Source organism: Streptomyces sp. UW30 (assembly GCF_008042075.1).
Taxonomy (GTDB): Bacteria; Actinomycetota; Actinomycetes; order Streptomycetales; family Streptomycetaceae; genus Streptomyces.
The window spans coordinates 222126-244797 of the sequence record NZ_RDBN01000021.1 but is presented as its reverse complement, the minus strand read 5'-3'; the positions used below and the strand labels follow the sequence as shown (position 1 = coordinate 244797).

The 22672-nt window shown below is 70.8% G+C and carries 20 protein-coding genes and 2 pseudogenes; 10 read left to right on the top strand and 12 right to left on the bottom strand.

Annotated features, from left to right (window positions below; all coding sequences use genetic code 11):
• Positions 1-100 precede the first annotated feature (100 nt).
• Complete coding sequence (locus tag EAO75_RS11430) at positions 101-1207, top strand: DUF5937 family protein (RefSeq protein ID WP_147994935.1); 1107 nt, start codon at positions 101-103, stop codon at positions 1205-1207.
• A gap of 41 nt (positions 1208-1248) precedes the next feature.
• On the opposite strand, the gene EAO75_RS11425 is transcribed toward EAO75_RS11430, so the two are convergent.
• From EAO75_RS11425 to EAO75_RS11415, 3 genes are all read right to left on the bottom strand, one after another.
• Positions 1249-1905, bottom strand: coding sequence for an AAA family ATPase (locus EAO75_RS11425; protein WP_147994934.1), 657 nt, complete (start codon positions 1903-1905; stop codon positions 1249-1251).
• A gap of 52 nt (positions 1906-1957) precedes the next feature.
• Complete coding sequence (locus EAO75_RS11420) at positions 1958-2629, bottom strand: response regulator (protein WP_147994933.1); 672 nt, start codon at positions 2627-2629, stop codon at positions 1958-1960.
• A gap of 75 nt (positions 2630-2704) precedes the next feature.
• Positions 2705-3919, bottom strand: a complete 1215-nt coding sequence (locus EAO75_RS11415) for a sensor histidine kinase (protein ID WP_147994932.1) — start codon at positions 3917-3919, stop codon at positions 2705-2707.
• Between the two features lie 118 nt (positions 3920-4037).
• On the opposite strand from EAO75_RS11415, the gene EAO75_RS11410 reads away from it, so the two are divergent.
• Entirely contained in the window at positions 4038-5030 is a 993-nt protein-coding gene (locus tag EAO75_RS11410; protein WP_147994931.1) for an SAM-dependent methyltransferase, read from the top strand.
• 42 nt (positions 5031-5072) lie between these two features.
• On the opposite strand, the gene EAO75_RS11405 is transcribed toward EAO75_RS11410, so the two are convergent.
• Complete coding sequence (locus EAO75_RS11405) at positions 5073-6224, bottom strand: NADH-quinone oxidoreductase subunit D (RefSeq protein WP_147994930.1); 1152 nt, start codon at positions 6222-6224, stop codon at positions 5073-5075.
• A gap of 31 nt (positions 6225-6255) precedes the next feature.
• On the opposite strand from EAO75_RS11405, the gene EAO75_RS11400 reads away from it, so the two are divergent.
• Positions 6256-6774, top strand: coding sequence for a PH domain-containing protein (locus EAO75_RS11400; protein WP_147994929.1), 519 nt, complete (start codon positions 6256-6258; stop codon positions 6772-6774).
• A complete protein-coding gene (locus EAO75_RS11395; protein WP_147994928.1) occupies positions 6771-8105 on the top strand; it encodes a PH domain-containing protein in 1335 nt (444 codons plus the stop codon). Before EAO75_RS11400 ends, EAO75_RS11395 begins: the two co-directional genes overlap by 4 nt.
• A 73-nt stretch (positions 8106-8178) precedes the next feature.
• On the opposite strand, the gene EAO75_RS11390 is transcribed toward EAO75_RS11395, so the two are convergent.
• Together EAO75_RS11390 and EAO75_RS11385 are read right to left on the bottom strand one after the other, a co-directional pair.
• Positions 8179-9684, bottom strand: coding sequence for a hypothetical protein (locus EAO75_RS11390; RefSeq protein ID WP_147994927.1), 1506 nt, complete (start codon positions 9682-9684; stop codon positions 8179-8181).
• Positions 9685-9828: 144 nt separating this feature from the next.
• Complete coding sequence (locus EAO75_RS11385) at positions 9829-10947, bottom strand: alpha/beta hydrolase (protein ID WP_147994926.1); 1119 nt, start codon at positions 10945-10947, stop codon at positions 9829-9831.
• A gap of 257 nt (positions 10948-11204) precedes the next feature.
• Between EAO75_RS11385 and EAO75_RS11380 the strand changes: the two genes are divergently transcribed.
• From EAO75_RS11380 to folK, 5 genes and pseudogenes are all read left to right on the top strand, one after another.
• Entirely contained in the window at positions 11205-12974 is a 1770-nt protein-coding gene (locus EAO75_RS11380) for a phosphatidylglycerol lysyltransferase domain-containing protein (RefSeq protein WP_147994925.1), read from the top strand.
• A gap of 102 nt (positions 12975-13076) precedes the next feature.
• On the top strand, positions 13077-13979 hold the full coding sequence (folP, locus tag EAO75_RS11375; RefSeq protein ID WP_147994924.1) for a dihydropteroate synthase: 903 nt from the start codon (positions 13077-13079) through the stop codon (positions 13977-13979).
• The gene (locus tag EAO75_RS11370; protein WP_147994923.1) at positions 13976-14479 is read left to right on the top strand and encodes a nuclear transport factor 2 family protein; all 504 of its coding nucleotides are present in this window, start codon (positions 13976-13978) and stop codon (positions 14477-14479) included. The genes folP and EAO75_RS11370 overlap by 4 nt, the downstream gene beginning before the upstream one ends.
• Before the next feature lie 304 nt (positions 14480-14783).
• Positions 14784-15143, top strand: coding sequence for a dihydroneopterin aldolase (gene folB / locus EAO75_RS11365; RefSeq protein ID WP_147994922.1), 360 nt, complete (start codon positions 14784-14786; stop codon positions 15141-15143).
• Positions 15140-15496: pseudogene (gene folK, locus EAO75_RS11360) on the top strand (2-amino-4-hydroxy-6-hydroxymethyldihydropteridine diphosphokinase); the annotation flags it as partial. The gene folB and the pseudogene folK, both read left to right, overlap by 4 nt.
• A gap of 153 nt (positions 15497-15649) precedes the next feature.
• Here the strand turns inward: folK and EAO75_RS11350 are convergent.
• A pseudogene (locus EAO75_RS11350) lies at positions 15650-15853 on the bottom strand (DUF3180 family protein); the annotation flags it as partial.
• A 124-nt stretch (positions 15854-15977) separates the two neighbouring features.
• On the opposite strand from EAO75_RS11350, the gene EAO75_RS11345 reads away from it, so the two are divergent.
• A complete protein-coding gene (locus tag EAO75_RS11345; protein ID WP_147994921.1) occupies positions 15978-16466 on the top strand; it encodes a DUF3180 domain-containing protein in 489 nt (162 codons plus the stop codon).
• Positions 16467-16539: 73 nt separating this feature from the next.
• Here the strand turns inward: EAO75_RS11345 and folE are convergent, their stop codons facing one another.
• The 5 genes from folE to EAO75_RS11320 form a co-directional block, all read right to left on the bottom strand.
• A complete protein-coding gene (folE, locus tag EAO75_RS11340; protein WP_147994920.1) occupies positions 16540-17145 on the bottom strand; it encodes a GTP cyclohydrolase I FolE in 606 nt (201 codons plus the stop codon).
• 141 nt (positions 17146-17286) lie between these two features.
• Positions 17287-19326 (bottom strand): ATP-dependent zinc metalloprotease FtsH, encoded by a 2040-nt coding sequence (ftsH, locus tag EAO75_RS11335; RefSeq protein ID WP_147994919.1) that lies wholly within the window; start codon positions 19324-19326, stop codon positions 17287-17289.
• 207 nt (positions 19327-19533) lie between these two features.
• Positions 19534-20094, bottom strand: coding sequence for a hypoxanthine phosphoribosyltransferase (gene hpt / locus EAO75_RS11330; RefSeq protein ID WP_147995251.1), 561 nt, complete (start codon positions 20092-20094; stop codon positions 19534-19536).
• Positions 20095-20167: 73 nt separating this feature from the next.
• Positions 20168-21334, bottom strand: coding sequence for a tRNA lysidine(34) synthetase TilS (gene tilS / locus EAO75_RS11325; RefSeq protein ID WP_147994918.1), 1167 nt, complete (start codon positions 21332-21334; stop codon positions 20168-20170).
• Between the two features lie 211 nt (positions 21335-21545).
• Positions 21546-22670, bottom strand: coding sequence for a zinc-dependent metalloprotease (locus EAO75_RS11320; protein WP_147994917.1), 1125 nt, complete (start codon positions 22668-22670; stop codon positions 21546-21548).
• Between the last annotated feature and the right edge of the window lie 2 nt (positions 22671-22672).

The window sequence follows — 22672 nt, the reverse complement described above, 5'->3', positions numbered from 1 at the left end:
TGGTCCCAGGCTGCGCCGGGTGCGGCGCTCTCGTCGCGTGAATTGACGGTCGCCGTCAATCGACGGCCGCGTTGTCGGTGGCGGGGTGCACCATGAGGACATGAGCGTGACCATCGACATCGCGGGGCTGCAGCCGGAGAGGCTCGCCGTCGTGCCCTCGCCCCTGGCCGAGCTCGGCATGGCGCTGCACGCGCTGTCGGAGCCGGGGCACCACCCGGGCCTCCAGGGCTGGGTGACGGGCGTGACGGCCCGGCTGGACTCACACCTGGCCGACCGGATGTGCGAGGCCGACTTCCTGTGGCGGACGACCTTCTCCGACCTGTTCATGCCCTACGCCGGCATCCCGGGCCGCAGCACCCTCCCGGGCGCCACGCTGGCGGAGGAGCTGGACCAGCTGGACAAGCTCACGGACGAGCAGTTCGTGGACGCGGCCCTGGAGTTCACCTGTGCGCTTCCGTACGCCACGCAGGCGCCCGACGTGCTGGCCGACGCGGAGCTGCGCCGACGTGCTCTGGAGCTGGCTGCCGCGCGTGGGCCGCAGCAGTTGCGATTCAGCCAGCGGCTGATCGAGGATCCGCCGCGCATCCGAGCCTGGCTGCGGCAGTTCCTGGAGGACTGCGACGAGATGTTCTTCGCGGACGCCTGGTCACGCCTGCGCCACCAGCTCGCGGCGGATGCCCGCCACAAGACCGACCTGCTGCGGCACAAGGGGCTGGCCGAGGCGCTGACCGCGGTGTCCCCGGCGGTCGGCGTCGACGAGGCCACCGGCATGGTCACCATCGACAAGCTGCGCCAGGGTCACATCGTCATCAAGGGCGGGGGCCTGCTGCTCGTGCCGACGAGCCTGGGCTGGCCTCATCTGAGCGTGCTGGACCGGTACGGCTGGCAGCCGGTGCTGCACTACCCGATCGGCTCCCCCGGACTCGCCGCGCCGCCATCGGTCGACCAGTTGACCCTGAGGATGACGGCCCTGTCCCACCCGGTGCGGATGCAGATCTGCCGCAACATCGCCCGCAGCACCTACACCACGAGCGAACTCGTGCAGATCCACGGCATGACCGCCCCTGAGCTGTCCCGGCACCTGAGCGTCCTCAAGAAGGCGGGCCTGATCACCACCCGCCGCCGAGGGCGGTACGTGCTGCACCAGCTTGACGTCACCGCAGTGGCGCGGCTCGGCAGCGACCTCCTCGAAGCTCTCCTGAGGTGACCGTGCTCTCCTGATGTGACCGTGCTCTCCTGAGATGACCGTCAGTCGAACCGGATGTGCCTGATCCCGACCCCCGCCTGCCGCAGCCGCGTGCGCAGCGCGCCCTCGTTGTTGGGCAGCAGCCGCAGCCCGGCGAGGACGGCGATGCGGTCCGCCGTCTTCGGCACGGTCGAGTGGTCGGTCCACAGATGCTCGGCGAACTCCGGCTCGCGCAACCGCTCCAGGCAGTGGTCGAGCTGCTGCACGGCCCAACTCTCCCGTCGCAGCCCGGCGTTCCTTCCCGCACTCTTTCCGGAGTTCTTCCCGGCGACGTACTGGAGGAGGTGCCCGAAGCCGCGCTCCCGCAGCCGCTTCAGGACGGTCTCCCGCTCGGCGAGGAGGGTGAAGTGCCGTACGTCATGGCCGAGTTCGCCCAGCCGCCCGACCGTCTCGGCGAAGTAGTCGGAGTTCGTGACCGTCATGGGGGCGATCACCACGCCGTCGTGCTGGGTGAGGGCGAGGTCGAGCACTTCGACGACGCCCTGCCGCCAGGACGTCAAGTCCTGGAAGTTGCCCCGAAGTTCGGGCGGGAGCGTGCGCCGCAGACCGAACCCGGCATGCTCCGGGTCGCAGATGACGCTGCCGGGCAGGCGGCGCCGGATCTCGTGTGCGGTCTGTGTCTTGCCACCCCCGAAGGGGCCGTTGATCCACAGGAGCATGCGCAGACCCTAGTGGGCACCGGTCACGCGGGGGTCACGCCCCCGCGGTGCGTCAGCCGTGCCCGCCGGCCCGGACCAGCCCCGTCTCGTACGCCAGGACCACCACCTGCACCCGGTCGCGCAGCCCCAGCTTGGTCAGGATGCGGCCCACGTGGGTCTTCACGGTCGCCTCGGAGAGCACCAGCCGGGCGGCGATCTCCCCGTTGGAAAGCCCCTGGGCGACCAGCACCATGACCTCGCGCTCACGGTCGGTGAGCCGCTCCAGCTCCTTGTGCTTGGGCTCCTTGCCGGTGGACGGCAGCATGGGCGCGAACCGGTCCAGCAGGCGTCGGGTCGTCGACGGGGCGACCACCGCGTCGCCGCTGTGCACCGAGCGGATGGCGGCGAGGAGCTCGCCGGGCGGCACGTCCTTGAGCATGAAGCCGGAGGCGCCGGCCTTCAGCCCGGAGAAGGCGTACTCGTCGAGGTCGAAGGTGGTCAGGATCAGCACCTTGGGCGGATCCTCGTCCAAGCAGATACGGCGGGTGGTCTCCACGCCGTCCAGCTTCGGCATGCGCACGTCCATCAGCACCACGTCGACGGCGGTCTCCCGCAGCACCTGGAGGGCCTCGACGCCGTCGCCCGCCTCCGCGACGACGTCCATGTCCGGTTGGGCGGCGAGCACCATCCGGAACCCGGTGCGCAGCAGCACCTGGTCGTCGACGAGCATCACGCGGATCGCCATCGGGGTCCTCTTCCGTGTCTTTCGTATCCGTCTACAGGGCCGTTACAGGTGTCAACAAGGTGCATGGCTCAGAGGTCAGTGTGCTGGTTTGAGCGGCAGCAGCGCACTGATGCGGAATCCTCCGCCCGGGCGCGGTCCCGCGTCCAGGGTGCCGCCGACCATGCCGACGCGTTCGCGCATCCCGATCAGGCCGTGCCCGCGGCCGTCGGCGCCGCCGTCCTCGTACAGCTCGTGCGGGGCGCCCTTGCCGTCGTCCTCGACGAGCAGGCCGAGGCCGTCGTCGAAGTAGACCAGGCGCACGCTGGCGCCCGCGTTCGGCCCGCCGTGCTTGCGCGTGTTCGTCAGCGCTTCCTGCACGATGCGGTACGCCGTCAGCTCCACGCCGCTGGGCAGCGGGCGCGGGGTGCCCTCGACCTTGAAGTCGACCGGGAGACCGGAGGTGCGGCAGTGCTGGATGAGCTCGTCGATCTGCTCGACGTCGGGCTGCGGGACGTACTCGCCGCTCTCCTGGTGCTCGCCGGTGCGCAGCACGCCGAGCAGGCGGCGCATCTCGGCGAGGGCCTGGCGGCCGGTGGAGGAGATGGTCTCCAGCGCCTTCTTGGCCTGGTCCGGGGCGGAGTCCAGGACGTAGGCGGCGCCGTCGGCCTGCACCACCATCACGGAGACGTTGTGCGCCACGACGTCATGGAGCTCGCGTGCGATCCGGGCGCGTTCGGCGGCGACCGCGACCTTGGCCTGCGCCTCGCGCTCCTTTTCGAGCCGGGTCGCGCGCTCCTCCAGCTGCTCGTAGTAGGCGCGGCGGGTGCGGATCGAGTCGCCGAGCACCCAGGCGAGCGCGAACGGCACCGTAAGGAAAATCACCAGGGCGATGTTGCCCAGCGCACTGGAATCCTCCTCCGGCCAGCGCAGCTGGGCCAGCGGCGCCGCGCACAGGCCGGCGCCCAGCGCGAGCCAGGAGGCCCAGCGTGCGCCGGTCGCGGCCACGGTGTAGGTGATCACCAGGAAGGCGAAGTTGGCGGGCGTCGTCGCCACGTCCAGCACCAGTTGCGCCAGCCCCACACCGAGGGCCAGCAAGAGCATCTTCTCCGGCATACGCCGGCGCAACGCGATGACCAGGCACAGCAGCAGGACCACGACGATGATGGCCGGCACTGAGTCCGTGCCCGGAGAGTTCTGCCCGCCCTCGTCGCGGACGGCCACGGTGACCCCAGAAATCCCGAAGAGGAAGACGGCCCAGAAGCTGTCGACCCACGTCGGGTGTCTGCGGATGAAGTCGTAGAGGCGCTGCACGTAACCCAGCGTAGGGAAGCGAGATGTGTGCAGGGGTCAACCGGAGGGCCGATCCGCACCCGGCGCGCGTACTCCGCAAGGTGGAGGCTGCATTCCTCTGTGCGCTTAGCCTGGGCCGGTGACAGCGGAGGCGACGGGCGAGTGGCACGGGTGGCGCACGGCAGCGGAAGCCGCCCTCTACGGCCCGGAGGGCTTCTACCGGCGCCCCGAGGGACCGGCCGGCCACTTCCGTACGTCCGTCCACGCGTCCCCGCTCTACGCCGCGGCCGTGGCCCGGCTGCTGTGCCGGGTGGACGAGGCCCTGGGCCGGCCCGCGTCGCTCGACCTCGTGGACATGGCGGCCGGGCGGGGTGAGCTGGTCACCCGCGTACTGGCGGCCCTCCCTGCCGACGTGGCGGCACGCACGCGTGCCTGCGCCGTGGAGATCGCCGACCGCCCGGAAACCCTCGATCACCGGATCGAGTGGCTGCGCCGGCCGCCGAAGCGCATCACGGGGCTGCTGTTCGCCAACGAGTGGCTGGACAACGTCCCCCTGGACGTCGCGGAGGTGGACTCGGCGGGCGCAGCGCGCGAGGTCCTGGTACGAGCGGACGGCACCGAACGCCTCGGGGAGCCGGTCGCCGGGGCGCAGGCGCAGTGGCTGGCGCGGTGGTGGCCGCTGGGGGATGCGCAGGGGACGCGGGCCGAGATCGGGCTGCCGCGGGACCAGGCATGGGCCGCCGCCTGCGCGACCCTCGACCGGGGCCTCGCGGTCGCGGTGGACTACGCGCACACGGCGCACGCCCGGCCGCCCTTCGGCACCCTGACCGGCTTCCGCGAGGGGCGCGAGACGGCGCCCGTCCCGGACGGTTCGTGCGACATCACGGCTCACGTGGCGCTGGACGCGTGCGCCCTGCCCGGGGCGCATCTGCTGTCCCAACGCGACGCCCTGCGCACCCTGGGCATCACAGGCGCACGCCCCCCGCTGGAGCTGGCCTCCACCCGCCCCGCAGAGTACGTACGAGCCCTGGCGAGCGCGGGCGAGGCCGCCGAGCTGACGGCGACGGGCGGACTCGGGGACTTCGTCTGGCTGGTGCAGCCGGTTGGAATTCCGAACGTACTCGCGCACTGACGGCCCACTCGCGGGCATACGGCCTGCTCGCGGACCGACGGCCTACTTGTCGATGTCCCCCACGACGAAGAACATCGACCCCAAGATCGCCACCATGTCCGCGACCAGCGTCCCCGGCAGCAGCTCGACCAGCGCCTGGATGTTGTTGTACGAGGCCGAGCGCAGCTTCAGCCGGTACGGGGTCTTCTCGCCCTTGCTGACGAGGTAGTAGCCGTTGATGCCGAGCGGGTTCTCGGTCCACGCGTACGTGTGGCCCTCGGGCGCCTTCAGCACCTTGGGCAGCCGCTGGTTGATCGGCCCGGGCGCCAGCTCGGCGAGCCGGTCGAGGCAGGCGTCGGCGAGGTCGAGGGCGACGTGGGTCTGCTCCAGCAGGCACTCGAAGCGGGCGAGGCAGTCACCCTCCTCGCGGGTCACCACCCTCAGCACGTCCCCCAGCTCGCCGTAGCCGAGATAGGGCTCGTCGCGCCGCAGGTCGAAGTCCACGCCCGACCCGCGCGCGATCGGCCCGCTCACGCCGTACGCGTGCACGGCCTGGGGCGTGAGGGTGCCCACGCCCCGCGTACGCCCCCGGAAGATCTCGTTGCCGAGGACCAGGTCGTCGAACCGGTCCATGCGGGAGCGCACGTCGGCGACGGCGGCACGCGCACGCGTGGTCCACCCGGCCGGCAGGTCCTCCTTCAGGCCGCCCACCCGGTTGAACATGTAGTGCATCCGCCCGCCGGAGACCTCCTCCATGACGTGCTGGAGTTCCTCGCGCTCGGAGAAGGCGTAGAAGATCGGCGTGATCCCGCCCAGCTCCAGCGGGTACGACCCGAGGAACATCAGGTGGTTGAGCACCCGGTTGAGCTCGGCGAGCAGCGTGCGGGTCCACACGGCCCGCTCGGGCACCTCCATGCCGAGCATGCGCTCCACGGCGAGGACGACGCCCAGCTCGTTGGAGAACGCCGACAGCCAGTCGTGGCGGTTGGCGAGCATGATGATCTGGCGGTAGTCGCGGGCCTCGAAGAGCTTCTCGGCGCCGCGGTGCATGTACCCGATCACCGGCTCCGCGCTGGTGATGCGCTCGCCGTCGAGGACCAGCCGCAGTCGCAGCACGCCGTGCGTGGAGGGGTGCTGGGGCCCGATGTTGAGCACCATGTCGGTGCTCTCCGCGGCGCCGCCGATACCGACCATGGTCTCCGTCGTAGGAGTCATGGACACAGTCTCTCCTACGTACGCTGGCCCCATGGAGACGGGGAGCCCGGAGAACACGGGAACGGCGGGGCMCGAGCGGGCGGGGGACGAGCCGGGGTGGACCGGGCTGCCACCGGGCCTGCTGCGCATGCGCCGGCTGCTGCTGGTGGTGTGGCTGGGACTGCTGACGATCGGCCTGGCCGTGCTGCTCGACCTGCTCGCCGGGCCGAGCTGGGCGGCCTTCGCGCTGCTGCCGTTGGCCCTGATGGCGTGGGGCTGGGTGATGCTGGGCCGCAACTGGCGTTCGTGGCGCTACGCGGAGCGCGCCGACGACCTGCTGATCAGCCGGGGCGTGCTGTGGCGCGAGGAGACGGTCGTGCCGTACGGCCGTATGCAACTGGTCGAGGTCACCTCGGGCCCCGTGGAGCGGCACTTCGGCCTGGCCAGCGTGCAGCTGCACACGGCGGCCGCCGCGACCGACGCCACGATTCCCGGCCTGGACCCGGCGGAGGCGGAGCGCCTGCGGGACCGGCTCACCGAGCTGGGCGAGGCACGATCGGCGGGCCTGTGACGACGCCCGGCGTCGATGACGCCGTACGCGAGCGGCGGCCGGTGACCGAACGGCGTCTGCATCCCGTGACGCCGCTCAGGCGCGCGTGGGCGCCGGTGGCCGTCCTGATCGGCTGGGCGGTGCACGACCCGGACCAGGCGCAACGCCAGCTCACCAGGCTGACCACGACCACCCTGCTGATCGCAGTCGCCGTACTGCTCCCCGCGGCCGCCCTGTACGGCTTCCTCACCTGGTGGTTCACGCACTTCGCGGTGACCGACGCGGAACTGCGCATACGTACCGGCCTGGTGTTCCGGCGCACCGCGCACATCCGGCTGGAACGCATCCAGGCGATCGACGTCACCCAGCCGCTCCTCGCGCGCGTGGCGGGAGTGGCGAAGCTGAAGCTGGACGTCCTCGGCACGGGCAAGAAGGACGAACTCGCCTTCCTGGGCGCGCAGGAGGCGCGCGCCCTGCGCGCGGAACTCCTCGCACGCGCCGCCGGTTTCGCCCCCGAGACGGCGCACGAGATAGGCGAGGCGCCGTCCCAGCAGCTTCTGCGGGTCCCCCCGGCCGTCCTGGCCACTTCCCTCCTCCTGACCGGTGCGACCTGGGCAACGCTGGCCGCCGCGCTGGTCGTACCGACCGTCCTCTGGCTGGTCACCTCAAGCGCGTGGACGGTCCTGGCCACCGCGATTCCCCTGTTCGGCGCGGCCGGAGCGAGCAGCGTGGGGCGTTTCGTCGCCGAGTACGACTGGACGGTGGGCGAGTCCCAGGACGGTCTGCGCATCGACCACGGCCTCCTCGACCGCGCCCACGAGACGGTGCCGCCGGGCCGCGTGCAGACGGTACGGATCGTGGAGCCGCTGCTGTGGCGACGACGCGGCTGGGTGCGGGTGGAACTGGACGTGGCCGGCTCCGCCAACTCACTCCTGCTGCCGGTGGCCCCGCGCGAGGTGGCCGAGTCGGTCATCGCGCGTGTGCTGCCCGGCGTGACGGTCCCGAGCCGGGCCTCCCTGTCGCGTCCGCCGCGGCGTGCGGCCAGGTGCGTGCCCCTGTGGTGGCGTGGCTACGGTCTCGCCGTCACGGACGGGGTCTTCGCCGCCCGCTCGGGCCTCTTCCGCCGCAGCCTCGCGCTGGTACCGCACGCCAAGGTCCAGAGCGTACGGATGGCTCAGGGCCCCTGGGAGCGCCTGTGGGGCGTTGCCGACGTCCACGTGGACACAGGGGCCAACAAGACCGTCACCGCCCGCCTGAGGGACGCCGAGGAGGCGGCGGAGCTGCTCCGGGGTCAGGCGGAGCGATCCCGCACGGGGCGCCGGGATGCCCGGCCGGACCGATGGATGGCGTGAGCGGATCGCGCAATGGCATGAGCGGATCGCGCAATGGCGTGAGCGGCCGCTCCTGAGGGCGGACCCGCTCCCGTCAGGAGACCGCGCTGCGCAGCCCCTGCATATCGATCTGCTCGGTCTCGTCGTGCGCCGTCAGGTCGATGACCTGGCCGATGCCCCGGGTCTCCTCGTCCGCCGGCTTGAACTGCGCCTCGGACTCGGCCTTGTGCAGGGCGAGGGCCTCCTGGCCGACGACGTCGGCGAGGTCCTCGTTCTGGACGGACTCCAGCGCGGACGGCGCCGCGCCCTGCTGCGTACCGAAGAAGTCGAACCCGCCCTCGATCGCCGGACGTCGCACGGGCGCGGCCGGCACGACGGCCACCGCGGTCGGCTCGATGAAGTGCCCCGCCGGCCGCTGAGCGGAAGGCAGCGCCGGCCGGGTCGTGGCGACCTCGCCTGCCGGGGTGACGGCGGCCGCGTGCTCATGCCCGTCGGCCGCCCCGGGCTTCCCCTGCGGGTCGTCCTCCAGCACGGGTTCCGTCTCTGACCCGGCGGTTCCCTGGACCTCGGCCTCACCCGAGTCGTCCTTCACCGGCTCACCGCCGGAAGGACCGTCGCCCTTCGGGGGGTCGTTCTTCGGGAAGTCGTTCTTCGGGAAGTCGTTCTTTGGGGACTCGTCCTTCGAAGGCTCGTCCTTGGAGAGCTCGGCCCTGGGGATCTCGCCCTTCGGCGACTCGTCCTCGGGAGCCTCATCCGTCAGCGGCTCATCGATCAGCGACTCGTCCTCGGCAGACTCGCCCCGCGGCGACTCCTCCTCGGGCGACGCGCCCTTCACCGGCCCACCGTCCTCGTCGAACCGCGCCAGCGCGGCCTTGGCCCGCAGGAACAGCCGTGACCCCTCCGGCGAGAAGACGCCCGAACCCACCGGCTCGGCCTCGTCGGCATCGTCGGTCTCATCGGCGTCCGGAGTCCCGGCAACCTCGCCGTCCTCCCCACCCTCGGCGTCCTCCGCCTCGGCCGGGGCAGCCACAGCCCCCGCCTCCTCGACGGACTCCGCGGACTCCGCGGACTCGGCATCGGCAGCAGCGGCCGCGTCGGCCTCCGCGCCGTCACGCGGCACCGGCGGCAGCGCCCGCGCAGGCGCGGTGGCCTCTATCTCCAGGACCCGGCGCTCCTCCAGGACGGTCGCCCGCTCGGTCTCCGCCGTGGCATAGCGCCGCAGCAGCGACGCGTGCTCGTTGCGCAGCCCGGCGAGCTCCGCCCGCTTGCCCCGCAACCGCTGCTCCAGCTTCACCCGCAGCTCGCGCGACTCGTCGAGATCGGCCTCCAGTTCGGCGACCCGCTCCTCGTGCCGCCACTCGTCGCTGGCACGCGCGCGCGTGAGGTCGGCGACCTGCTTGCCCGCCTGCGAGTCCCAGCGACGCATGACGATCCCACCCACGACCGCCGTCGCCGCGGCGGCCGCGGCGAGACCGCGCAGCGCCATGGGCTCGGTGAACACCCAGGGGGCGAGCGCACAGACGACGGACACGCCAGCGATCGCCGACGGGGGCAGCAGCCTGTGCAAGGGCGGGGAATGGCGGTGACGTCCACGTGGCATGGCCAGAAACTTACCGCGCGTAGGCGATTCTTGGTGCCCCGCCCCGTAAAAAGACAGCCATCCTGAGTCGTTCACTTGGCATCAGGATTCAGTTACGCCACCGAATTGGCCATGAACCAAGATCAAAGCGCCGGATCGGCCACCTCACCTGCCGCCCAGCCGTCCGCTCATCCACTCCAGCGTCCCCGGAATCTCGCGCCGCCAGGTGTTGAAGTTGTGCCCTCCGCTTTCGAGGATGACCGACGAGATCCGGGTCAGCCCGGTCGCCTTCACACGCTCAATGAACTTCAACGTGTCCTTGTAGTTGGATTCTCCAACTTTGCTGCTGCTGACGAGCAATGAAGTGTCCGGAGCCGGCATGTGCTTGAGGTACCACCACAGGTTCGCGCGATTGCGCAGTTCCTCGTCGCCGTGGAAGAGATCGCCCGTCGTGGCGTCGATCGGCGCCTTGTAATAGGCGGAGAGTCCCGCCCCCGCGGCGTACACCCGCGGATGGTGTATGGCGAGCTTCAGCGCGCAGTAGCCGCCGGTGGAGTCCCCGATGATGCCCCAACTGCCCGGATTGCCGCCCACCCTGTAGTGGCCGCTCACGGCTTCGGGCAGATCCGACGCGAAGAACGTCTCGGTCTGCGGGCCCCCGGGAATGTCCACGCACTCCGTGTCCCTGGGCGGCGCCACGGTCGGCCGCATCATCACCAGGATCATCGGCTCCATCCGGCCCTGCGCGGTGAGCCGGGCGGCCGTACGCGGGTAGTCGAGCTTGTCCACCAGCGCCTGAGCCGTACCGGGGTAGCCGGTGAGGACGACGGCCGCGGGGAACGTACGCGTCCGGTAATCCGGCTGAAAATACTCGGGCGGCAGATAGACATAGGCGGGCGTCGCTATGTGCGTCGTGCGCCCCACGATGTCGATCTTCTGGATCTGGCCGCCCCGGTCCGGGCCGACGCTCGCCGCACCCTGCACTCGACGCGTCTCGACGACCCGCAGCGGCCCGCCGGCCGGCACATGGTCCACGACCACGCCCTGGTCCTTCTCCTGCCCGAACAGGTCGGCCCAGCTGGCATAGAACCCGAAGGCCTGGTTGGCGACGAGACCGACCGACGCGAAGAGCGCCAACTGCGTGGCGAGCAGCAGCCCGACACGGCCGGTGACGGCCCGCAGGCCCCGCCGCGCCAGTCGTGGCCACAGCCACACCGTGCCGACGAACAGCCCTGTGGCGGCGAGCACCGCCAGCGCCAGCACCTTGTCGCTCGTGAGACCCATCGATGGTTACCTGTCCGCACTTTCCGCCCGGACCACGGGCGCGCTCATCTGCCGCACGCCGCGTCTCCCCCACTCCTTCGCGAGGGCTTGCCCCGGACTTTCCTTGGCCTTTGAAACGGTTTTGGGAAGCGGAGTGAACCTCTCCCCTCAAGACACCGTCCTAGAGGGCGCAATGTCGCCGGATGCCCGAATCGGCACCGGATCCAAGGTCTCTCGCAGAACTATGGGATGCGATGTCTGTCAGGACAGATGTGGAAATGTCGGGCAAGGTTCCTCAACGATCAAGCCAGGTGGGGCCCCTGACCGGCCGCGTACGGCAGCTGCTGCGCGGCCCGCGCGCCGAAGCCGTTCCCGTCCTCCTCGGCAGAGCCTGCGCCGTGGTCGGCCTGCTGGACGTCGCCGCCGGCGTCTTCCCGCGCTTCCGGCACAGCCGTATGCACGCCATCGCCGAGGTGCTGCCGGGCTCCACGGGCCCGTTCGCGGCGGCGCTGTCGCTCAGCGCCGGCGTGCTGTTGCTGCTGCTCGCGCACGGCCTCAAGCGCTGCAAGCGGCGGGCGTGGCGCGCGGCCGTCATCCTGCTGCCGGCCGGAGCGGTGGCGCAGCTGCGCCACCGCGACCAGTTCGCGGCGCTGCCCGACCCACGCAGCCGCTGGCGCGCGCTGGCCAACTTCGTCCTCATGGGCGCCGGTTCGCTCGCCCTCGGCCTGGTCATCGTCAGCGCCCACCCGAAGACCCTGCTCGGCGACCCGAGCCTGGCGGACCGCATCACCCACGTCCTGTACGGCCTGTTCGGCTTCGAGGGCCCGGTCGACTACCAGGGCAACACCTCCTGGACGGTCGCCTTCTCCCTCGGCGCCCTCGGCCTGCTCACCGCGATCACCACCATCTACCTGGCCTTCCGCCCCGAGCACCCGGCCGCGGCCCTGACCGAGGACGACGAGTCCCGGCTGCGCGCCCTGCTCGCCAAGCACGGCGGCCGCGACTCCCTCGGCCACTTCGCGCTGCGCCGCGACAAGGCCGTCGTCTTCTCCCCCAGCGGCAAGGCGGCCGTGACGTACCGCGTCGTCTCCGGCGTGATGCTCGCCAGCGGCGACCCCATCGGCGACGTCGAGGCCTGGCCCGGCGCCATCGAGCGCTTCATGGACGAGGCCAAGGCCCACTCCTGGACCCCCGCCGTCATGGGCTGCTCCGAGACCGGCGCCGAGGTCTGGACCCGCGAGACCGGGCTCGACGCCCTCGAACTGGGCGACGAGGCGGTGGTGGACGTCCCGGATTTCTCGCTCGCCGGCCGCGCGATGCGCAACGTACGACAGATGGTCAAGCGCATCGAGCGCGCCGGTTACGAGACCCGGGTACGTCGTGTCCGTGACCTCGGCGAGACCGAGCTGGAGCGGATCCGGCAGGCCGCCGAGGACTGGCGCGGCACCGACACCGAGCGCGGCTTCTCCATGGCGCTGGGCCGCGTCGGCGACCCGTCCGACGGCGACTGCCTCATCGCCACCGCCCACAAGGCCGACGAGGAGCCGGGAGAGTACGGCGACCTCAAGGCGATCCTCCACTTCGTGCCGTGGGGCACGGACGGGGTCTCGCTCGACCTGATGCGCCGCGACCGCGCGGCCGACCCCGGCATGAACGAACTGCTGATCGTGGCCGCCCTCCAGGCCGCCCCGAAGTTCGACATCGCGCGCGTGTCGCTCAACTTCGCCATGTTCCGCTCGGCGCTGGCACGCGGCGAGAAGATCGGCGCGGGCCCGGTGCTGCGCGCCTGGCGGGGCCTGCTGGTGTTCCTCTCCCGCTGGTTCCAGATCGAGTCCCTGTACAAGTTCAACGCCAAGTTCCAGCCGCGCTGGGAGCCCCGCTTCGTGGTCTACCGCGCCTCGGCCGACCTGCCCCGCCTCGGCATCGCCGCCATGCAGGCGGAAGGCTTCGTGAACCTGGCCCTGCCGCTGCCGCGCTTCCTGCGCCGCCGCAGGCCGGCCCGCCCGTGCGCGCACCGGGTGGCCGAACAGGGCGTGCGCGCCGCGTGAGCCGCGCCCGCCCGTGACAGGCCCGAGCGGAAGCCCGCCCCCCACCGGGCTCCCGCTCGGGCCGCGGCACGTCGCGGCCCGTGCTGGGCCTACGCTGAACGTATGAGCAAGCACAGCGGGCGCGGGCGCGTCACGGGCCTTCCCCAGTGGGACCGGTGCGCGGTCATGGGAGTCGTCAACGTGACCCCCGACTCCTTCTCCGACGGCGGCCGCTGGTTCGACACGACGTCCGCCGTCAAGCACGGCCTCGCCCTGGTCGAGGAGGGCGCCGACCTCGTCGACGTCGGCGGCGAGTCCACCCGCCCCGGCGCCACCCGGGTCGACGAGGACGAGGAGCTGCGCCGCGTCATCCCCGTCGTGCGCGGCCTCGCCGCCGAGGGCGTCACGGTGTCCGTCGACACCATGCGCGCTCGCGTCGCCGAGCAGGCCCTCGCCGCCGGCGCCGCCCTCGTCAACGACGTCAGCGGCGGCCTCGCCGACCCCGCGATGATCCCGGTCGTCGCCGACGCCGGCGCCCCCTTCGTCGTCATGCACTGGCGCGGCTTCCTCGAAGGCGCGAACGCCAAGGGCGTGTACGCCGATGTCGTCACCGAGGTCGTCGAGGAGCTCCACGCGCGCGTGGAGGCCGTCCTGGAGGGCGGCATCTCCCCCGACCGCGTCGTCGTCGACCCCGGCCTCGGCTTCTCCAAGGACGCCGAGCACGACCTCGTGCTGCTCGCCCACCTCGACCGACTGCTCACCCTCGGCCATCCGCTCCTCGTCGCCGCCTCCCGCAAGCGGTTCCTCGGCCGGGTCCTGGCCGGCCCGCAGGGCGCGCCGCCGCCCGCCCGGGAGCGCGACGCCGCCACCGCCGCCGTGTCGGCGCTCGCCGCGCAGGCCGGTGCCTGGGCCGTGCGCGTGCACGAGGTGCGCGCCACGGCGGACGCGGTGCGCGTCACACGCGCCATCGAAGAGGCACGCGACGCCGGGCACAGCGGCGCACACGGCCCCGAGGGAGCCCGGTGAGCGCCCCGCACACCGACGTCGAGCAGGTGGAAGCCGCCAACACCGCCTTCTACGAGGCCATGGAGCGCGGCGACTTCGAGCAGGTCTCCTCGCTCTGGCTCACCCCGTCCGACCTCGGCGTCGACGAGACCTACCACGACCCGGCCGACTCCGGCGTGGTCTCCTGCGTCCACCCCGGCTGGCCGGTGCTCACCGGACGCGGCGAGGTCCTCAGGTCGTACGCGCTCATCATGGCGAACACCGACTACATCCAGTTCTTCCTGACCGACGTGCACGTCTCCGTCACCGGCGACACCGCCGTGGTCACCTGCACCGAGAACATCCTCAGCGGCGGTCCCGCACCCGAGGGCGGCGAGGAGCTCGGCCCGCTCGTGGGCCAGCTGGTGGTCGCCACGAACGTGTTCCGGCGCACGCCCGCGGGCTGGAAGATGTGGTCGCACCACGCCTCGCCGGTTCTGGCCGAAAACGACGAGGCCGACAGCGACGAGACCCCGTCCTGAGTGGGTAGGCGACCCCCAAGGACTACACGGGGACGCCCCGGGAGCCACCCGCAAGGGGGCCCGCGGAGCCCCGCCGGGACCAAGAAGTGGTTGGAATCACGTGCGTGCGGGTAGGGGCGGCTACCAACCCGTGAGCCACCGGATTCCCCAGGGAAAACACACGATGAATCCTGTCGGCCCGGACCGGGCCCACGCCCCCGTTGCCCGGCCCTGTCAGTGCCCGCAGGTAGATTCGTTCGAGGCCGGTGTGCCGCCCGCACACGGCATCGACCGGCCGTCACCGACGATTGCAGGAGTGATTCGCGTGGATCGTGTCGCGCTGCGCGGCCTGAAGGCCCGCGGGTACCACGGCGTGTTCCCCGAGGAACGCGCGCAGGGCCAGACCTTCGTCGTGGACCTCGTCCTCGGCCTGGACACCCGGCCCGCCGCCGCAGACGACGACCTGGCGAAGACCGTGCACTACGGCATCGTGGCGGAGGAGGTCGTGGCCGTCGTCGAGGGCGAACCGGTCAACCTCATCGAGACGCTCGCCGAGCGCATCGCCCAGGCCTGTCTGAAGCACGAGGGGGTCCACGAGGTCGAGGTCACCGTCCACAAACCGGACGCGCCGATCACGGTCCCCTTCGACGACGTGACCGTCACCATCACCCGGAGCCGAGTATGACTGCACCGTTCATCAAGGGCCCCAGCGACCCGACCGTACAGCCGGTACCCGCCTCCGTCGTCGAGCAGGTCGACGCCGCCGACACCACCCTCAGCAACCCCAAACGGGCCGTGATCTCCCTAGGCGCCAACCTGGGGAACCGGCTGGAGACCCTCCAGGGCGCCATCGACGCGCTGGAGGACACCCCGGGCGTGCGCATCAAGGGAGTCTCTCCCGTCTACGAGACGGAGCCCTGGGGCGTCGAGCCGGGCAGCCAGCCCTCCTACTTCAACGCGGTCGTGGTCCTCAAGACCACGCTCCCCCCGTCCTCCCTCCTGGAGCGGGCGCACGCGGTCGAGGAGGCCTTCCACCGGGTCCGCGACGAGCGCTGGGGCGCGCGCACCCTCGACGTCGACATCGTCGCCTACGCCGAGGGTGAGCAGTCGGTCGAGGTGGGCGAGCAGCACGAGGTCGTGCTCGGCGTCCTTGGAGAAGCCGAGGCCGGGGTCGACGACGACGCGGTCGGGGGAGATGCCGCCCTCCAGGACGGCCTCCACGCGCGCGTGGAGCTCGCCCGTGCCGCCGTACATGCCGGCGACAAGGGCGGCTACCAGGGCGCTGGCCTGGCCGAAGTCGACCGCGCGAGCGGCCATCAGGGGGTCGACGCCCTTGGCCTCGGGGTGGCGTTCGCGCTGGGCCTTGAGGCGGGCGCGGATCGAGATCGCCGCGCTGCTCGGCGCGGTCACCCGGGCCGGCGTGGCGCCGCGCATGGACCTGGAACTCCGGCTGCCCGAATAGTCGTTAAGGTCAAGACGACCACAATCCGCGGGCACCCGGGGGAGCTGAAGAAACACCGTGAGAGAGCTGCGCATCAGGATGCTGGCCGGCGTGTTCATCGTCGCCGGAGTCCTGTCCTGGGCGGGCGCCCGACTGTGGAACGCCGTCGGGACCCTGCCCAGCGTCCCCCTGGCCGCCCCCATCGTCCTCGCCCTGATCGCCGTGGTGCTGCTGTCCACGGCGATCTCGATCCGCGCCCGCCTCAAGGCCCAGCGCGAACGCCACCCCGAGGCCAAGGGCGTCGACCCCCTGATGGCCGCTCGCGCGGTCGTCTTCGGCCAGGCCAGCGCCCTGGTAGCCGCCCTTGTCGCCGGCATGTACGGCGGCACGGGCGTCTTCCTCCTGGAACACCTCGAAGTCCCCGCCCGCAGAGACCAGGCCATCTACGCCGGCTTCGCGGTCCTGGCAGGCCTCGGCGTGATAGCGGCAGCGGTGTTCCTGGAGCGAGTCTGCAAACTCCCGGAGGACGACGAACACAACGGCGCGGGGGCGGCGCCGACGGCGTGACAGCGCCGGGCCCCCCTTGATCAGCGATCAACTCCACCGATCAAGGAAGGTACGGGCACCACTGACCATCAGGTCAGCGCGCCAGTATCAGGCTCATCGCCTCGGCCCGGGTCGTAGCGTCGCGAAGCTGACCGCGCACCGCCGACGTCGTGGTCTTGGCGCCGGGCTTGCGGATACCGCGCACCGACATGCACATGTGCTCAGCCTCGATGACGACGATCGCACCCCGGGCCTCGAGGATCTTCATGAGGGAGTCGGCGATCTGGGTGGTGAGTCGTTCCTGCACCTGCAGGCGACGGGCAAAGACCTCAACGAGTCGCGCAAGCTTGGAGAGACCCGTGATCTTGCCATTTTCGGCCGGAATGTACCCAATGTGCGCTACGCCATGGAATGGCAGCATGTGATGTTCACAGAGGCTCACGATCTCGATGTCCTTCACCAGGACCATCTCGTCATGCCCGATGTCGAACGTGGTCGTCAGCACATCCTCAGGCTGCTGCGTATGTCCCGCCAACAGCTCCCGATACGCCCGCGCCACCCGCGCCGGCGTCTCCCTGAGGCCCTCACGGTCCGGGTCCTCGCCGACCGCGATCAGCAGCTCGCGTACCGCGTTCTCGGCGCGCTTCTCGTCGAACTCGCCGATGCGGCCCTCGCCGTCCAGCGTCACGGGGTCGGTCATGTGGTGCCTCGTTCCTGTGCGGGTGGCGCGTGTGGGTCACGCGTCTGAACTGCGGGCATACGAGAATGCCGCGCCCCCCAGGCTAAAACCAGGGAGGCGCGGCATCCATTCCGGGCCCGGTGGACTCACCGGGTCACGGCGTCAGCTCTCGGGACGCTCCTCGGGGGCCGGCTCGGCCGCCGGGGCGGGCTCCGTCACCGTCGACTTGGCGGTGGAGATCGCCGGGGTCGCGCCGTTGGCGCCGTTCGTCAGTGCGAGCTCCTTGGGGGAGAGCACCGGCGGACGGGTGGACGGCGTACGGCGGGAGGATCCGGTCCAGGCGGGCCGGGGCGGACGCTTGACGATGGGGGCGAAGATCTCGGCGATCTCCTCCTTGCCCAGCGTCTCCCGCTCCAGCAGCTGAAGCACCAGGTTGTCGAGGACGTCGCGGTTCTCGACGAGGATCTCCCAGGCTTCGTTGTGCGCGTTCTCGATGAGCTTCTTGACTTCCTCGTCCACCAGCGCGGCGACCTCTTCCGAGTAGTCGCGCTGGTGAGCCATCTCACGTCCGAGGAACGGCTCGGTGTTGTCGCCACCGAACTTGATGGCGCCGAGACGCTCGGTCATGCCGTACTGCGTGACCATCGCGCGGGCCGTGGTCGTGGCCTTCTCGATGTCGTTCGCAGCGCCCGTGGTCGGGTCGTGGAAGACGAGCTCCTCGGCCGCGCGGCCGCCCAGCATGTAGGCCAGCTGGTCCAGCATCTCGTTGCGGGTCGTGGAGTACTTGTCCTCGTCCGGCAGGACCATCGTGTAGCCGAGAGCACGGCCTCTGGAGAGGATCGTGATCTTGTGGACCGGGTCGGAGTTCGGGGAGGCCGCCGCGACCAGGGCGTGTCCGCCCTCGTGGTACGCGGTGATCTTCTTTTCCTTGTCCGACATGATCCGGGTCCGCTTCTGCGGGCCCGCCACGACGCGGTCGATGGCCTCGTCCAGCATCTGGTTGTCGACCAGCTTCCGGTCCGAGCGGGCCGTCAGCAGCGCTGCCTCGTTGAGGACATTGCTCAGGTCCGCGCCGGTGAAGCCCGGGGTGCGGCGGGCGACCGCCGACAGGTCGACGTCCGGGGCGACCGGCTTGCCCTTCTGGTGGACCTTGAGGATCTCCAGACGGCCCTGCATGTCCGGGCGGTCGACCGCGATCTGGCGGTCGAAGCGGCCGGGGCGCAGGAGGGCCGGGTCGAGGATGTCGGGCCGGTTCGTCGCGGCGATGAGGATCACGCCGCCCTTGACGTCGAAGCCGTCCATCTCGACGAGCAGCTGGTTGAGGGTCTGCTCGCGCTCGTCGTGACCGCCGCCGAGGCCGGCGCCGCGGTGGCGGCCGACCGCGTCGATCTCGTCGACGAAGACGATCGCCGGGGCGTTCGCCTTGGCCTGCTCGAACAGGTCACGGACTCGGGAGGCACCGACACCGACGAACATCTCGACGAAGTCGGAACCGGAGATCGAGTAGAAGGGGACGCCCGCCTCGCCGGCGACGGCGCGCGCGAGGAGCGTCTTGCCGGTACCGGGAGGACCGTAGAGCAGTACGCCCTTGGGGATCTTGGCGCCGACGGCCTGGAACTTGGCCGGCTCCTGGAGGAATTCCTTGATCTCCTGGAGTTCCTCGACGGCCTCGTCCGAGCCGGCGACGTCCGAGAACGTCGTCTTCGGGGTGTCCTTGGTGATGAGCTTCGCCTTGGACTTGCCGAAGTTCATGACCCGGGAGCCGCCGCCCTGCATCTGATTCATCAGGAACAGGAACACGACGACGATGAGGACGAAGGGAAGCAGCGAAAGCAGGATCCCGACGAACGGGTTCTGCTTGGACGGCGAGACGGTGTAGCCGTCCGGGATCTGCTTGTCCTGGTACTTGTTCTGCAGCGTGCTGGCGATGGTCACGCCTTGGTCGCCGATGTAGCTCGCCTGGATCTTGGTGGCGCCCTCGACCTTTTCGCCGTCCTTGAGCTGGACCTTGATGGTGTTCTCGTCACCTGTGGTCAGCTTGGCCGACTCGACCTTGTTGTCATTGATCGCCTGGACGACCTGGCCGGTGTCCACCGTCTTGTAGCCGCCGGACGAGCCGACGACCTGCATCAACACGACCACGGCAAGGACGGCCAGCACGATCCACATGACCGGCCCACGGAAGTATCGCTTCACGTCCATCCATACGGAGCGATGTCGCCCCGTCCCTCCTGCCATAGTGAGTTTGATAAGACAGTTCTTCTGACGGTACCCCAGCTTTGTCGCGCGTAGCCGCACGGGACGGCCGGTAAGCCCGTCTGCATGCTCCAACGGCGCGAGGCCCGCCGGGGTTCCCGATCTTCGTACGGGGGTTGGGCCCTTCGGGTCCGCGGTCGCGGACCGTCGGACTCAGCCGCCGTAGACGTGGGGCGCGAGCGTACCGACGAACGGGAGGTTGCGGTACTTCTCGGCGTAGTCGAGGCCGTAGCCCACGACGAACTCGTTGGGGATGTCGAAGCCGACCCACTCGACCTCGATGGCGACCTTCGCGGCGTCCGGCTTGCGCAGCAGGGTGCACACCTTGAGCGACTCCGGCTCGCGCGAGCCGAGGTTGGACAGCAGCCAGGACAGGGTCAGGCCGGAGTCGATGATGTCCTCGACGATCAGGACGTGACGGCCCTTGATGTCGGTGTCGAGGTCCTTGAGGATCCGCACGACACCGGAGGACTGGGTGCCGGCGCCGTACGACGACACGGCCATCCAGTCCATGGTGACGGGGGTGGACAGCGCCCGGGCGAGGTCGGCCATGACCATCACCGCGCCCTTGAGGACACCGACGATGAGCAGGTCCTTGCCCTCGTATTCCGCGTCGATCTTCGCTGCCAGCTCTGCCAGCTTGGCGTCGATCTCTTCCTTGGTGATGAGCACCTGCTGGAGGTCGTCACCCATGTCTTTCGCGTCCACCCGCATCACTTTCGGTCGGTCGTCCCGCATTCTCGGCCCGCCGGCCCCTCCGTGATCTGCACTGCGGAGGGGTCGCGAATCAGCCTTGCCGAATCACCAGTCTGCCACCCTGACGCTGGGCGACGACTTTGCCGGGGAGATTGATGGCTCCCTGGCCGCGCCAGCCGGTGATCAGACGGTCGACTTCCTCGATGTGACGGGCGAACAGCGAACCGGCGGGCGCTCCGGCCTCGATGGCGGCGCGGCGCAGGATCCGGCGGCGCACGGCGGGCGGCAGCGCGTACAGCTTGGCGCACTCCAGGAGGCCGGTCGCGTCGCGTACTGCGGCCTCGGCCTGGCTGGCCCAGGAGTCGAGGGCGTCGGCGTCGTCGCGGGAAAGCTGGGCGGTGCGGGCGAGGGCCTCGACGACGCCTTTGCCGAGCGCCTTCTCCAGGGCGGGCAGGCCTTCCTGGCGCAGTCGCGACCTGGTGTACGCGGGATCGGAGTTGTGGGGGTCGTCCCAGACCGGCAGGGACTGGACCATGCAGGCTTTGCGGGCGGTCTGCCGGTCGAGTCCGAGGAAGGGGCGGCGGTAACGGCCGCCGGCCCCCGAGACCGCGGCCATTCCGGACAGGGAGCGGATGCCGGAGCCGCGGGCGAGGCCGAGCAGGACGGTCTCGGCCTGGTCGTCGCGGGTGTGGCCGAGCAGGACGGCGGTGGCGCCGTGGCGTTCGACGGCGTCGTCGAGGGCGGCGTAGCGCGCGTCGCGGGCGGCTGCCTCGGGGCCGCCGGCGCGGCCGACGGTCACGGCGAGGGACTCGACCGGGTCGAGGCCGAGTTCGCGCAGGCGCAGGGCGACTTCGTCGGCGCGCAGATCGGAGCCGGGCTGGAGGCCGTGGTCGACGGTGATGCCGCCGGCGCGGATGCCGAGTTTGGGGGCTTCGAACGCGAGGGCGGAGGCGAGGCCCATGGAGTCGGCGCCGCCGGAGCATGCGACGAGCACGAGCGGGGAGGGGGGCCGCTCGTGCGGGGCAGCGCGCGGGGGCTCCTGGGGGCTCTGGCCGGGGAGCTCGTACGACGTTTCGAGCGCGGTGCCGTGGGGGGCGCGCTGGGCGCCGGTCGACAGCACGGGCGGCGCCTTGGGCGAGGCCGCGCGCGGGCTGCTCGGCGCGGGGACGTCGGTGATGCGGCTGTGTTCGGTGAGGATGTCGTGGAGGACGCGGCGGACCGCCAGGCGTATCGCCGCGACCGCAGGATGGGGACCCATGTCCGGTTCCCTTCATGAAGTTGTCGGGGGGTGAGTCCGAGTTCAGTCACTCAGAGTGTGTAGATGGTGACAGAACCGGGCCGTTCCCCGAGCATTGCACGCCTACCCATGGCTCACGGTCCCTCGGACGGGTGATTGGAGGGGCGTTCGCCTGCCGTCGGCCGGATTCGGTTCACGACCTTCGTATGAGATGCACGACTCGGCGCGTGTTTCACGACTCCGCCTTGCGGTGCACCCGCGCGATCCAGTCCGCCGGTTTGGCGATCTCCGCCTTGGTGGGGAGGGTGTTCGGGGATGTCCAGACGCGGTTGAAACCGTCCATGCCGACCTGTTCCACGACGGCTCGTACGAAGCGTTCCCCGTCGCGGTACTGCCTGAGTTTGGCGTCCAGGCCGAGCAGCTTGCGCAGGGCGATGTCCAGCCTTGAGGCGCCCTTGGCGCGTCGCTGCTGGAACTTTTCGCGGATCTCGGCGACGGACGGCACGACCGCGGGACCGACGCCGTCCATCACGAAGTCGGCGTGGCCCTCCAGGAGGGACATCACGGCGGTGAGGCGGCCGAGGATCTCCCGCTGGGCCGGGGTCTGCACCAGTTCGACGAACGAACGTCCGCCGTCGTCCTCCTCGGCCTCGGGCCGGCTGCCGGTGAGGGACTGGGCGGCCTCGCGGATGCGCTCCAGGACGGTCATGGGGTCGACGTCCGTCTCCCCCAAGAACGACTGGATTTCGCCCTCCAGGTGGTCGCGCAGCCAGGGCACCGCGCTGAACTGCGTGCGGTGGGTCTCTTCGTGCAGGCACACCCACAGGCGGAAGTCGTGGGGGTGTACGTCGAGTTCGCGCTCGACGTGCACGATGTTCGGGGCGACGAGGAGGAGGCGGCCGCCGCCGTGCTCGCCCGCCGGGAGGTCTCGGGTGGCCGGGGCGAAGGTCTCGTACTGGCCGAGGACGCGGGAGGCGAGGAAGGACAGCAGCATGCCGAGTTCGACGCCGGTGACCTTGCCGCCGACCGCGCCGAGGACGGCGCCGCCGGGGCTGCTGGTGCGCCGCTCCTGCATCTTGTCGAGGAGGGGCTTGAGGATCTCGCGGAAGCCGGCGACGTTCGCCCGGACCCAGCCGGGGCGGTCGACCACGAGGACGGGGGTGTCGTGGATGTCGTCCGTGCCCATGAGAGTGAAGCCCCGGACGTGTTCCTCCGCGGCCTTGGCATGCCGGCGCAGCTCGGCGACGATGGCGCGGGCCTCGTCGCGGCTCACCTCCGGGCCCGGCCTTACGAACCGGGTCGCGGTCGCGACCGCGAGATTCCAGTCGACCATCTCGGCACCACCGATGCTCGTCATGT

Coding starts and splice junctions, on each gene's coding strand:
- folE (WP_147994920.1), bottom strand. CDS start 17,145: ATGACCGACCCCGTGACGCTGGACGGCGAGGGCCGCATCGGCGAGTTC.
- folP (WP_147994924.1), top strand. CDS start 13,077: ATGAGCAAGCACAGCGGGCGCGGGCGCGTCACGGGCCTTCCCCAGTGG.
- EAO75_RS11385 (WP_147994926.1), bottom strand. CDS start 10,947: ATGGGTCTCACGAGCGACAAGGTGCTGGCGCTGGCGGTGCTCGCCGCC.
- tilS (WP_147994918.1), bottom strand. CDS start 21,334: ATGGGTCCCCATCCTGCGGTCGCGGCGATACGCCTGGCGGTCCGCCGC.
- EAO75_RS11380 (WP_147994925.1), top strand. CDS start 11,205: ATGTCGGGCAAGGTTCCTCAACGATCAAGCCAGGTGGGGCCCCTGACC.
- EAO75_RS11320 (WP_147994917.1), bottom strand. CDS start 22,670: ATGACGAGCATCGGTGGTGCCGAGATGGTCGACTGGAATCTCGCGGTC.
- EAO75_RS11430 (WP_147994935.1), top strand. CDS start 101: ATGAGCGTGACCATCGACATCGCGGGGCTGCAGCCGGAGAGGCTCGCC.
- EAO75_RS11420 (WP_147994933.1), bottom strand. CDS start 2,629: ATGGCGATCCGCGTGATGCTCGTCGACGACCAGGTGCTGCTGCGCACC.
- ftsH (WP_147994919.1), bottom strand. CDS start 19,326: ATGGACGTGAAGCGATACTTCCGTGGGCCGGTCATGTGGATCGTGCTG.
- EAO75_RS11425 (WP_147994934.1), bottom strand. CDS start 1,905: ATGCTCCTGTGGATCAACGGCCCCTTCGGGGGTGGCAAGACACAGACC.
- hpt (WP_147995251.1), bottom strand. CDS start 20,094: ATGCGGGTGGACGCGAAAGACATGGGTGACGACCTCCAGCAGGTGCTC.
- EAO75_RS11390 (WP_147994927.1), bottom strand. CDS start 9,684: ATGCCACGTGGACGTCACCGCCATTCCCCGCCCTTGCACAGGCTGCTG.
- EAO75_RS11405 (WP_147994930.1), bottom strand. CDS start 6,224: ATGACTCCTACGACGGAGACCATGGTCGGTATCGGCGGCGCCGCGGAG.